The organism is Nitrospira tepida (assembly GCF_947241125.1).
GTDB classification, from domain to species: Bacteria; Nitrospirota; Nitrospiria; order Nitrospirales; family Nitrospiraceae; genus Nitrospira_G; species Nitrospira_G tepida.
The window spans coordinates 4,654,900-4,666,728 of sequence record NZ_OX365700.1 but is presented as its reverse complement, the minus strand read 5'-3'; the positions used below and the strand labels follow the sequence as shown (position 1 = coordinate 4,666,728).

Sequence of the window (11,829 nt, the reverse complement as noted above, 5' to 3'; positions counted from 1 at the left end):
CAATGGATCGGGTCCTCTTTCATCTGGCGTTTCCTGTGACGGACCGCGAGGCAGCCAAGCGATTCTATGTTGAGGGTCTGGGCTGTACCTTGGGCCGTGAATCCGCGTCCGCCCTCACCTTGGGACTTTTTGGGCATCAACTGGTCGGGCATCTCGTGAAGGAGCCGCTACCAGTCCAGAAAGGCATTTACCCGCGCCATTTCGGGCTGGTGTTTGCCGATCAATCGGATTGGCAGGCGTTAGCCGACCGAGCGAAGAGCAAGGGTCTCAGGTTCTACCAACAGCCCCGCGTACGCTATCCCGGTAGCAGGATCGAGCACCGGACGTTTTTCCTCGAAGATCCCTCCGCCAATCTGCTCGAATTCAAACACTATACCCACGAATCGGCGATCTTCGGAGAGCAGGACCACGCGAGCGTGGGAGATACGGACTAACGGGCGGTCTGCGAGGTCGTGCGGCGGATGCCGGTCATGGGGAAGAAGTTGACACGCGGGTTCGGACCTTGTCCATGTTGCGGAGGATCGTGCGCTGCCGGGCCGCCACGTGGCGGGTGATTCGGAGCGGATCGTAGCGGCGGGGAGAGGGGAGGATTGCGGCCAAGGTGGCGGCTTCTTCCTCCGTCAATTCCAGCGCGCTCTTGTGAAAGTGGTGCTGGGCCGCGGCTTCCGCGCCGTACACGCCTCGGCCCCATTCGGCGACGTTGAGGTAGAGTTCCAGGATTCGGCGCTTCGACAGATGGTGCTCCAGGCTCCGAGTGATGAGCGCCTCCTGGGCCTTGCGGAGCAGCGATCGTTCCGACGACAGATAGAGATTCTTGGCGAGCTGTTGCGTGATCGTGCTCCCGCCATGGACCACCTTCCCGGCCTCCAGGTTCTTAATCGCCGCCTCTCGGACTCCCTCCCAATCGAACCCTTCGTGAGAAAAGAACTGGGCGTCTTCCGCGGCAATGACCGCGCGCTGAAGATGCGGGGACACGCGTGACAGGGGCACCCAGGTCCAGTGCCGGACAGAGGGCTCTCCGGCCGCCTTGGCCTGCGCCGATCGCGCATCCATGAGCGCGGTGGAATGAGGGTTGGCCGTCTTGAGCGCCGCCACGTCAGGGAACGTGGTCAGCCAATAAAAGCTCAACAGTGTAATTGCGATCAGGGCCACCAGCACTGCCGTGCCGAGAAGGCGACCGATCGACCAGCGTCCCGTTGACTTCGCCATGCCCGGATGTTACGGGGTGAAGGGTTGAGAGAGGGGCACCATGCGCATCGTCGGGGCAGAGTTTACCAGAAGTTGCGTCGCGCCCGAACAGTTTCCCCCGGATCGCGGCATCGAGTTCGCGATCGTCGGCCGGTCCAATGTCGGGAAATCCTCGCTGATCAATCGCCTGGTCCAACAGAAAGGGCTGGCCCATGTCAGCCGGACGCCGGGGAAGACGCAAGCCGTCAACTTCTTCGACCTGCGCACCAACGATCGGGCCCTGTCACCCTTTCGACTGGTGGATCTGCCAGGGTACGGCTACGCTCGGGTGTCGAAAGCCCTGCGCGCCCAATGGGGCCCGCTGATCCAGCGGTATCTCTGCGAACGGCGGTCGCTGGCCTGCGTCCTCTTCCTTATCGACGCGCGCGGCAGCGAGCCGACGGACGTCGCGACTTTCGAATGGCTGCGGAGCTTGAAGCTCCCGGTGATCGTCGTCATGACCAAGAGCGACAAGCTGGGGCGCGGAGAGCGGCGGGCCTGCGAGGAAACTGTCCGTGAGACCTTTTTGTTGACCGAGGCCGATCCGGTGATCCAGTGGTCATCCGTTACGGGAGAAGGGCGGGATCGTCTCTGGCAGGCCATCCGAGAGGCGGTCAGAACTTAATTTCGATGTAGGCCTTATTCTTCAGGTCGGCGATCCAGCTTTGATAGAAATCCTCGTTCTTTTGAGCGTATACGAGGTTCTGAATCTCGGCTTTGACCGCCTCGAACGGACGAAACTGCCGGGGCTTTCGTTCCTCCACTCGAATGATGTGAAACCCCTCCGGGGTTTCAATCGCATCGGTCGTCTCCCCCGGCTTCATGCTGGCGAGGGCCCGCTCGATCGGCGGATGCAGCTCTCCTTGCCGGACGAGCCCCAATAGTCCGCCGCGAGTGGAGTTCTCGCCGTCGGAATACTGGAGCGCCAGCTCTTCGAATTTCCCCCCGGCCTTCAACGCGGCCAGGACCTTTTCCGCCCTGGCGCGGGTTTCCTCGGGCGTTTCGAAGCTGCGCGGCCGGATCAGAATCTGGCTCAACGTATATTCCTCGGGGAGAGCAAACCGGCTTTCGTGTTCCTTGAAGTAACGGCGCATCTCCGTATCGCCGACCGTGATGCCGCTCCGCACCTCGCGCTCGACCACCCGCATGAGGATCAACTGCTCCTTGACGGCCTGGAGATAGCGGGGATTGCTCTCGTCGACTTTCTCCCCTTGCTTCTTCATTTCGGCGAGGGAAAGCCGTACTTCGGCGTCCGCGACTTCCACGCCTTTGGTCTTGGCCTGCTGCAGTTGCAACTTGCGCTCGATCATGCGGGTCAGGCCGATGTGATGGGCCAATTGAAGCCGGCGCTGCCGCTCCTCACCCTGAAACTGTTCTCTGATCCGATCAAGGTCGGGCTGGATCTCATCCAGCACCTCGCTCAAGGTGATGACCTCCGAATTGACGACGGCGACGATCCGGTCGTGCATCCGTGCCGCGAAGCCCGGAACCGCCGAGATGAAAACCATCCAGACCGCGAGCCAGACGGCCAGGACGACCCAATGCCCAGGGGGCCGAGTTGAACTCGGATTAGGTGAGGGAAGCCGGTCAGTGGGCCGGCACCGGTGAGTCAAACGCATCGTGGAGCCGCGAGAAGCAACGCACCCGACCTCGCTCAAATAGAAGATGATACCGGAATTGACACGGTGGAGAAAACAGGGAAAGCCCGGGGGAAGGCTAAAAGTCGGTGGATACTCAGGGGCTGACGGCCGCGGTGGATTCGTGCTGCGGCTCGGTTAAATGATGGGCGGCGGTCGAATACCGGATCGTGGCGGTCTTCTTCAATTCCGCGACCAGATCGTCGAGACGCTGCCGGCGTTTTTCATTCAAGAGTTCTTGCCGAAGCCGCTCGCGAATGGCCAGATCGGCCTGGATCGTCTCCTGATCGAGTCCCTCGACCTTCACAATATAGTAGAGGTCGTCGATTTTCACGGGGTCGCTGATCATCCCAGGCCTGAGCGAGAGGATGACAGATTCCAGTTCCGGACGGGCCGTGCCCTTGCGAAGGGGGCCCAAGTCGCCGCCTTTGGCGCGTGTGGCCTGGTCCACCGAAAAGCGGACGGCCAGTTTTCCGAAATCCACCCCGTCTGCCAACATCCGCCGGATGTCCTTTGACGCGAAGATGTTCGGCGACACAATGATCGCCGCCCGTACTTTGGCCGGCAACAGAAGTTCGTGCGCGTGCTTGGCCAGGTAGGCGTCCACCTCGGGTTTGGACACCTCCACCGAGGTCTTGACCCGCTGCCTGACCAACTCGTCGAGGATGAGCTTCTCCCGATACTGGTGTGTCCGGTCGCGGATCGATTGGCTTTGATCGAGTCCCAGTTTCTTGGCTTCCTGCATGAAGAGTTCGTGGGTGATCAATTCCTCCAGAAACTGGCGCTTGCCGCCCGCCCGTTCGTAACGTGCGCGCGTCGCCTCCGCCAACTCCTTCCAACGGTAGTCGAACTCTTCCTGCGTGATCATGCGGCCGTTGACAATGGCGACAATCGGCGGGTCGCTGGAAGCGGGCTGGCACCCGACGACACCAAGGCCGATCAGGCTCAGCAGACAGCCGAGCACGAAGGGGCGCCGCACAAGCGGCCGTCGCAGGGCGGGTTCTGCGCGCCAATCCGCCTTCGCCGATGTCGTCGAGTTCGCCGACAATGCTCTGTTCATGGAAGATTCAGCCGTCCAAGCGGGAGAGGTGTTCACCGACGAGGTACCGGTTCACTGGTATCACAGCCCTGGAGGGTTTGCAAGGAGAGGCTCAATTCCGGAAACAGGGACGCCCACTCGTCGGTCGGGATCTGAATCTCCACCGAAGTGGGAGACAGGAACCGAAGCCGCCGGTGGTACCGGTCCATCAAGGCCTGGACGCCGCGTTCCGGAGGCGAGGCTTTGGGCAGGAACGACAGGACAACCGCCTGGTGCTTCACCTCAAGCGAGGCGAGCCGGAGCACCTTGGCCAAGGTGCGAACCTGCATGACCTCGAACAGGCGTTCGACGGAGTCCGGCAGCGCGCCGTAGCGATCCTGTACTTCGCTGTGGATCAAGGCCAATTCTCCGACCGTGGAACAGGAGGCGAGACGCTTGTACAACGCCAACCGCTGGTGGGCATCGGCGACGTACTCCTCGGGGATGTAGGCCGAGACGTTGAGGTGCAGGGTCGGATCCGGTTCCTCCTCGACCAGGTCGCCCTTTAATTGGTGGACCGCCTGTTCCACCATGCGCAGATACAGATCGAGGCCGATGGCTGCGATATGGCCGGACTGTTGGCGTCCCAGGAGGTTGCCGGCGCCGCGGATTTCCAGGTCCGCTGCGGCAATCCGGAAGCCGGATCCCAGTTCAGTGAATTGCTGGATGGCGATCAGCCGTTTTTGCGCATCCGACGTCAAGGTGCCTTCGTCGGGGACGAGGAAATAGGCATAGGCCTGCTGGCCTCCTCGTCCCACGCGCCCGCGCAGTTGATAGAGCTGCGCCAAGCCGAACGCATCGGCCCGGTTCACGATGATCGTATTGGCGTTCGGAATATCCAGGCCCGATTGAATGATGGCCGTGGCCAGCAGCACGTCTGCCTCCCGACGCAGAAACTTCAGCATGACGGATTCGAGCAGCCGGCCGTCCATCTGCCCGTGCGCCATGACCACGCGGGCCTGGGGAACGAGCTGCTGGAGCCAGTTGCCGGTCCGCTGCAAGGTTTCGACGCGGTTGTGAACGAAGTAGACCTGGCCTCCACGGCCGAGTTCGCGAACGATGGCGTCGCGCACGGCGGTCTCGTTGAACCGCACGACCTCCGTGCGGATGGCCAGCCGCCCGGCCGGCGGGGTTTCGATGACCGAGAGGTCACGGACCCCTGACATGCCCATCTGCAGCGTGCGCGGGATCGGCGTTGCCGTCAGGGTGAGGACGTCGACCTGCGTGCGAAGCTGCTTCATTCGTTCCTTGTGGCGGACACCGAACCATTGTTCTTCGTCGATGATGACCAGCCCCAGGTTGCGGAATGTCACGTCTTTCTGGAGCAGGCGATGGGTGCCGATGATGACGTCTATGACGCCGGCCGCGAGGTCTCGGAGAATCGATTTCGTCTCTTTGGAACTTTGGAAGCGCGACAGCAGGCCAACGCGGGCCGGAAACGGGGCGAATCGCTGCACGAAGTTGTCGTAATGTTGATGGGCCAGCAGCGTGGTCGGTACGAGCACGGCGACCTGTCGGTTGTGTTCCACAGCCATGAACGCCGCCCGCATTGCGACCTCGGTCTTGCCGTATCCCACGTCGCCGCAGACCAGCCGATCCATCGGTTTCGTGGACACAAGGTCCCGCTTGATGTCCTCGATCGCCCGCAATTGATCGGGCGTCTCTTCATATTCGAATGCCGCCTCGAACTCGTGCAGCAGCGTGGTCTCCCCGTCGTAGGCCCCGCGCTGCACCACCTCTCGGCTGGCATAGAGCTCCACCAACTCGTGCGCCATCTCCTCGATGTCTTTCTTGACGCGCGCCTTGGTCTTCTCCCAGGCCGTCCCTCCCAGACGGTCGAGCCGCGGGAGGCTGCCTTCGGAGGCGATATAGCGTTGGACCTGGTTGAGCCGGTCGAGCGGGACGTAGAGGGTGTCTTTGCGGGCGTATTCCAAGACCAGATAATCGCTCTCGAAATCCTGGACGGACAAACGTTTCAGGCCGCGGTAGCGCCCGATCCCATATTGGACATGGACGACATGGTCGCCTTCGTGCAGTTCCTCCAACGAGGACAGGAATGCGGCGGTCTTGCTCTTGGGCGGCGGCTTGTGGCGGGCGCCCTTGGCGAAGACTTCCTCTTCGGTGACAAGCGACAGCCCCTCGTCCCGTCCGATAAATCCCGCCGACACGTCCCCGGACACGACGTAAAAGGGGAGCTTCTGCCCCGTGTCGAGGGTCCAAGCGGCCGGCGTCCAGGGGGCCGCCGGAAGATCGTGCTCGGCAAAGAGGGCGAGCAGGCGGTCGACTTGGCCGCGGGAGCGAGCCACGAGGATGACGATCCCGGCGCTCCGCAGGCGGTCGAGGAGAGTCAGCGTGTCGGTGAAGGGCGTGCCCCGGAGCCCCAGCCCGGTACTGGCGGGGCTCTGCGCGGGAAACTCCACGACCGGATCGCATGCCGGCCCGGAGGCGACGACGGACTCAAGCATGAGTCTTGGCCAGCCGTGCGCTTGATCCAGCAGCTGTTCCCAGAGGCAATACTGGCGATCAGGGGTGGGATATGGCTCCTGTTGTCCCGACTCGCTGTGGCGAAGATACTCGTCTTCGATCGTCTTCCAAAAGGCTCCCGCAGCGCTCGTGAGGGACGCCGGCTGATCCTGGACGAGGACGGGAGGTCTGTCGAAGTAGTCGAGGAGCGTGTCCATCCGGGGATACCACGAAGGCGCCCGCCATTCGGCATCCAGGTCCAGCGGGCGCAGGAAATCGGAGCCGTCCGCCGGCGGGATGGCTTCGCGCGAGGGAAGAATCCAGGCCTCATGGCGTTTGGCGGCGGAGGTTTGCGATTCGATGTCGAAGCAGCGAATGGACTCGACCGTGTCTCCCAGGAACTCGATCCGCAGCGGATCGTCGTAGGCGGTGGAATAGATATCGACAATGCCGCCGCGAATACTGAACTCTCCGGGAATCTCCACGACCGACGCTTGGCGATAACCCAGTCGAAGGAGGCGGGCGACGAGGTCCTCACGCCCGATCGTCTGGTTGAGTTTCAGCGATACGATGCTGGTGCGGAAGATCTCGCCCGGCAGCAGACGCTGAAGGATCGCCTGGCTGCATGTGACCAGCACCGTAGGGTCGCCGTGCGACAGCCGAAGCAGCGCACGCATCCGCTTCGCGATGACCTGCACGTGCGGGGTCGTGGATTGGTAGGGCAGCAGTTCCCAAGCGGGGAACAACGTCAGCCGCTCGGAAGGCAGATCGAGAAGGGTATGAAAGAATAACAGATCGTCGAACAACTGTTCCGCCGCTTCCTGGCTGGCAGTGACCAGAAGCCAGGAACGAGACGGGGTTGTCTTTCGGTTCTCGGAGCTGGCGAGCAGCGTGAGGAGAAAGGCCGAGCCGGACCCGATCAGGCCGGTGAGGCAGGGAGTCCCTGTTCCGTCGGCCAGCGCCTCTCGGATGGGCCGGAGCAGGTCGTTCCAGTACCGGGTGCGGAATGATTCAGACACGGGAGCAGGGAATTATTGAGATTTGCATAAATAATGGAAAGGCAGAAGCTCTTGTCCTATACTCGGAGGCATGAGGCCTCCAGGAAGCGCCCAGCAACTGGAACGGCGACGCCGACAGGCGATCCGGTTGCTCAGGCGGGTACCACTCTGTCGGCGATCGCACGGGCTGTGGGGGCCTCCGTGAGTTCCGTGTTCCGTTGGGCCGAAGCGTACCGCAAACACGGGCGGCGGGGGCTGCAGTCGCGCCCCACGCCCGGTCGTCCGCCGGGTCTCTCTCCCGCACAGAAGAAGCGTCTGGCGGCTCTGCTCCTGAGAGGGCCCCTGGCCGCTGGCTATCGAACCGATCTCTGGACCCTACGGCGTGTCGCCCAGATGATCCGCAAGCAGTTCGGGGTGCGCTACCATCCCTGTCATGTCTGGAAGCTCCTGACCAGTTTGGGATGGAGTTGTCAGAAACCCGAACGCCGAGCCCTGCAACGGGACGACGCGGCCATCGCCCGGTGGAAAAGAGCGCGCTGGCCCCATATAAAAAAACGCCGCGCGACGTGGTGCCCACCTCGTCTTCCTTGATGAATCGGGCTTCCTGCTCATCCCCAACGTGGCGCGCACCTGGGCCCCGAAAGGCCGCACGCCGATCGTGCGCTACTGCTCTAAGCAAGATCGGGTGTCGGCGATCAGTGCCCTGGCCGTGTCGCCCAAGCGGAGACGGGTGGCGCTCTACCTTAGGCTGCGTCGTCGCAATCTCACCGGCTTGGATGTCCGAGCGTTCCTGCAACACCTGCTCCGGCATCTGCGGGGACCCGTCGTCCTGCTCTGGGATCGGGGCACGATCCATCGCCGTAAAGAAGTCAACCAGTGGATCACCGCCCATCCAAGACTCCACGTGGAAGAGTTCCCGGCCTACGCGCCAGAGCTCAATCCGGCGGAATACGTCTGGGCCCAGGCCGATCGCACCTTGGCCAACAGTACGCCCATGGACGTGGTTCAGCTCAACGGGAGGCTCCGATCCACCGTGCGGCGCCTGCGTCACTCGCAAGGCCTCCTGTGGTCCTGCATCTACGCATCGGATCTTCCCTGGGCACGGTAATGCTTTCCATTATTTATGCAAATGTCAATAAGATGGATGTGAGAGAATCTTCTGAACGAGGGCGGTCGTCGAAACCCCCGGGATAAGAGGAATGGCGAGGACGCGCCCGCCGCGGCCTTCCACTATATCCCGCCCGACGATCTGGTCCGGCCTCCAGTCGCCTCCCTTCACCAGCACGTCGGGCTGCACCGCCCGAATCAACACGTAGGGATCCGGCTCGTCAAACAACACGACATAATCGACGCAGGCCAGGGCGGCGAGCACCTCCGCCCGCTGGGAGTCTGGCACAATCGGACGCTCTGCGCTCTTCTTGAGGCCTCGGACGGAGCGGTCCGTGTTCACCCCGACAACCAGCACATCCCCCAACTTGCGGGCAGCCTGGAGATACCGCGTGTGGCCTACATGGAGAAGATCGAAGCATCCATTCGTAAACACAATGCGCGCGCCGGCCTGCCGCTTGAGGTCGAGTTCCAGCGCCAGCGCCGCTTGTGAGAGGATTTTCCCATTCATGGATCGCATCTTACCGAGAGCCGGCCTGGAATCCTAGTGGCTGCCTGTCCGGAGGGATGGATGGGGGATCTCGGGTCCCGCATTGACGCGATATGGGGAGTCGATGTGGGGTCGGCAGGGATTTCGAAGGGAAGCCACAGTTGGCCAGCAGGGCTCTCTCGATTGCCGACGCCAGGGTCCTGCTGCAGCGGAAGATCGCGATGATTCCCTGTCTGGGACTCGGCCGAGCTTGCATGCCGGTCGAGCTGTTCCGGTGCTTCTTTCAATGGACCATGACAGATGGCGCAGATGTGGAGGCGGGGGCGAATGGTTCGTCTCAGGCGACGATAGACTTCTCCACACCATTGACACCGCCAGGCATGTCGCGCCAGCGCGCGCACTTCGTTGGAGAGGAAATGGTAAATCGTGATGCTGAGGGACCCCTGCCGGTTGATCTCCCGCATTTTCTTTCGAAAATCAGGCCCATGGTCGGGGCGGCGCTTGAGGATGTCGTATTGCCATTGATGGATCATCTCGTGGGCCAAGGTATTTAGGATGAGCTGTCCGCGGATCAAGGGATCCGCCGGCATCTGTCCGATTAAAGGGAGGGATAATCGGATGCAGCGGCGGTCTCTATTGGGCAGTGGGGATTCGGACACGTTGGTTCGGGGTCCTACACGACTCATGAAGAGCCCTAAGGAGGAAGTCAGCCGTCCGCTCCACTGGATGGGGATCGGTGGCAGCCGCCCGGCAAAATATTGCCGATTGAAGCGCTCCCAGGAGGCAAGGACGTCAGTGGATCTAAGAAGGCCCCGTGGCGTCTCTAGATGATGTAGGATCGACATTTACGCAATCCCCGAAGGTAGGAGTGTATGGTCGCCCCTGCGAATCTACACCCATGCGAGTCTCGCAATCATCATTTTTTTGACCCTTTCGAGGGGAAAATAGCATCTCCAGGGGGTTGATAGGTCTCTTCGGACATCAGTACAGTAAGCGCCTACCGAGGGCAATAGGATCCACGTTCCGGCCTCGACGACCGCATTTCTATTTCGTTCGAGAGAAGTGTCGACGCCAGCACCACGGTTTCGCTAGAGGAGGAGAGAAACAGATGAGTAGTCAACGAACCCTGCAACGAATCGCGCACGCGATGGTTGTGATGAGTGTCCTCGGATTCTTGACCGCGTGCGGCGGCGGAGGAGATAGTCCTCTTGCCCCTCCCAACATCAACTCGAATCCGTTGCCGCTCGCAGACGTGAATCAACCGTACAGCGCCGATTTGACCGCGACCGGGTCTGGCCCTTTCACCTGGACGGTTACGGGATTGCCTCAGGGAATTACGGTCGATCCGGCAACGGGTAAGCTAACGGGACCTGCGACCCAGCCAGGGCAGTTCAACCTGGCCATAGAAGTCAAAGGACCTGGCGGAACCGACACCGAAAACTTGTCCATGACGGTACTGGACAAGACCCATCTTGCTTCGGTCAACAGCGATGAGGTGCAAGCAACTGGTGGCGACAGCGGAAACGGTTTCGTGGCTCCTTTTCAAAGGAGTTTGGATCCCGGTATCAGCAATACAGGACGTTTTGTCGTATTTGATTCGGCCGCTACCAACCTCGGTGGGACGAACGGAAGGCGACATGTTTACCTGAGAGACCGCGAAATCGGTGAAACTCAGTTGATCTCGAAGAAATCGGATGGCACGCAAGGGAATAATGACAGCCACGTCGCTGTGGTGAGCGATGACGGTCGTTTCGTGGCCTTTGATTCCTTCGCCAGCAACCTAATCGATGGAGATTCCAATCAAGCCAGGGATATATTTTTGCATGATCGGCAGACCGGGACGACTGTTCGCATTTCCCAGACCCCACAAGGTACTGAGGGAGGATGCCCTTTAGGCGTTGGGGAGAATTGTAATAGCTTTGATCCCTCGATGAGCGCAGATGGCAACCTTATCGCTTTTGGAACCTTTGCGACTCTGTTGCCAGAAGATTTGAACACATCGACACCAGATATCTATGTCCTGAACAAAAGTGCCAACACCCTAGAGTTAGCCACGAAGGGAGTTGGCGGGATGGCGGCGAACGGGGGAAGCGGCAGCCCTCAAATCAGCGCTGACGGCCGGTTTGTCGTGTTTTCCTCAGTCGCCAATAACCTTGTTGCAAACGATCCCGATCTCACCACTCTCATCGATGACGTATTCGCCTATAACGTTGCCTCAAAACAGATTACCAAAATTTCTGTGACCCCCGATCCCGCCGTGGCGGCGGATGGGGCCAGCCAGAATCCCACGATCTCAAACAACGGATCACGGATTGCATTCTCGTCTGTTGCGACGAATCTCGGGACTGGCGATTCGGGAATACGAGACGTGTTTATTGTGGACTGGAACGGGACGTCTGCTCCCACGAACTTCCGTCGTATCGGAGGCAATGCTGAAAGCGATTCCCCATCGCTCAGTCGGGATGGGAATTTCCTAGCTCTTCATTCTCTGGCGACCGATCTTCCAATCGTTCCTCCGATCAGTACGAATGGCCAGCAGCAGATCTATGTGCTTCAGATCGGGACGTCGATAAAACCTGCTTCAGTGAACAGCGCCGGGCAAATGGGAAATGGCGAAAGTCGATTCCCGGCAATCAGTGGAGACGGGCGCTTCATCGCCTACTACTCTGCCGCGTCAGATTTGGTGACGCCTGATAGCAACGGGAACGCGTTTGACGCGTTCGTAAGCCAGCGACCGTAAAATCTACCCTACCCAACTCAGAGCCCTCTCTCGTCCCTAACTCAATCAGGGTCGGAGAGGGCTTCTTCTTTCCAACCCGACTTCGCCCC

10 protein-coding genes and 1 pseudogene are annotated in these 11,829 nt (G+C 60.8%); 5 read left to right on the top strand and 6 right to left on the bottom strand.

Annotated features, from left to right (window positions below):
- Positions 1-2 precede the first annotated feature (2 nt).
- Positions 3-434, top strand: a complete 432-nt coding sequence (locus QWI75_RS22195; RefSeq protein WP_289271555.1) for a VOC family protein — start codon at positions 3-5, stop codon at positions 432-434.
- A 34-nt stretch (positions 435-468) separates the two neighbouring features.
- On the opposite strand, the gene mtgA is transcribed toward QWI75_RS22195, so the two are convergent.
- Positions 469-1,209 (bottom strand): monofunctional biosynthetic peptidoglycan transglycosylase, encoded by a 741-nt coding sequence (gene mtgA, locus QWI75_RS22190; protein WP_289271554.1) that lies wholly within the window; start codon positions 1,207-1,209, stop codon positions 469-471.
- A gap of 40 nt (positions 1,210-1,249) precedes the next feature.
- On the opposite strand from mtgA, the gene yihA reads away from it, so the two are divergent.
- Positions 1,250-1,852, top strand: coding sequence for a ribosome biogenesis GTP-binding protein YihA/YsxC (gene yihA / locus QWI75_RS22185; protein ID WP_289271553.1), 603 nt, complete (start codon positions 1,250-1,252; stop codon positions 1,850-1,852).
- On the opposite strand, the gene QWI75_RS22180 is transcribed toward yihA, so the two are convergent.
- From QWI75_RS22180 to mfd, 3 genes are all read right to left on the bottom strand, one after another.
- On the bottom strand, positions 1,842-2,846 hold the full coding sequence (locus QWI75_RS22180; protein ID WP_289271552.1) for a peptidylprolyl isomerase: 1,005 nt from the start codon (positions 2,844-2,846) through the stop codon (positions 1,842-1,844). The two genes, yihA and QWI75_RS22180, sit on opposite strands and share 11 nt — an antisense overlap.
- 115 nt (positions 2,847-2,961) lie before the next feature.
- Positions 2,962-3,924 carry a peptidylprolyl isomerase gene (locus QWI75_RS22175; RefSeq protein WP_289271551.1) on the bottom strand — a complete coding sequence of 321 codons (963 nt, stop codon included), beginning with the start codon at positions 3,922-3,924 and terminating at the stop codon, positions 2,962-2,964.
- Between the two features lie 32 nt (positions 3,925-3,956).
- Positions 3,957-7,424: a transcription-repair coupling factor gene (gene mfd, locus QWI75_RS22170; RefSeq protein ID WP_289271550.1), complete on the bottom strand. Its 3,468-nt coding sequence runs from the start codon at positions 7,422-7,424 to the stop codon at positions 3,957-3,959.
- 33 nt (positions 7,425-7,457) lie between these two features.
- Between mfd and QWI75_RS23030 the strand changes: the two genes are divergently transcribed.
- Positions 7,458-7,994: a winged helix-turn-helix domain-containing protein gene (locus QWI75_RS23030; RefSeq protein ID WP_370693602.1), complete on the top strand. Its 537-nt coding sequence runs from the start codon at positions 7,458-7,460 to the stop codon at positions 7,992-7,994.
- Positions 7,990-8,511: pseudogene (locus QWI75_RS22165) on the top strand (transposase); the annotation flags it as partial. The gene QWI75_RS23030 and the pseudogene QWI75_RS22165, both read left to right, overlap by 5 nt.
- Positions 8,512-8,535: 24 nt before the next feature.
- Here the strand turns inward: QWI75_RS22165 and rfaE2 are convergent.
- Together rfaE2 and QWI75_RS23025 are read right to left on the bottom strand one after the other, a co-directional pair.
- On the bottom strand, positions 8,536-9,021 hold the full coding sequence (gene rfaE2, locus QWI75_RS22160) for a D-glycero-beta-D-manno-heptose 1-phosphate adenylyltransferase (protein ID WP_289271549.1): 486 nt from the start codon (positions 9,019-9,021) through the stop codon (positions 8,536-8,538).
- Positions 9,018-9,845, bottom strand: a complete 828-nt coding sequence (locus tag QWI75_RS23025) for a SprT family zinc-dependent metalloprotease (RefSeq protein ID WP_370693601.1) — start codon at positions 9,843-9,845, stop codon at positions 9,018-9,020. Before QWI75_RS23025 ends, rfaE2 begins: the two co-directional genes overlap by 4 nt.
- Before the next feature lie 263 nt (positions 9,846-10,108).
- Here QWI75_RS23025 and QWI75_RS22150 point away from each other — a divergent pair, with 263 nt between their 5' ends.
- A complete protein-coding gene (locus QWI75_RS22150) occupies positions 10,109-11,740 on the top strand; it encodes a putative Ig domain-containing protein (protein ID WP_289271547.1) in 1,632 nt (543 codons plus the stop codon).
- Positions 11,741-11,829 lie beyond the last annotated feature (89 nt).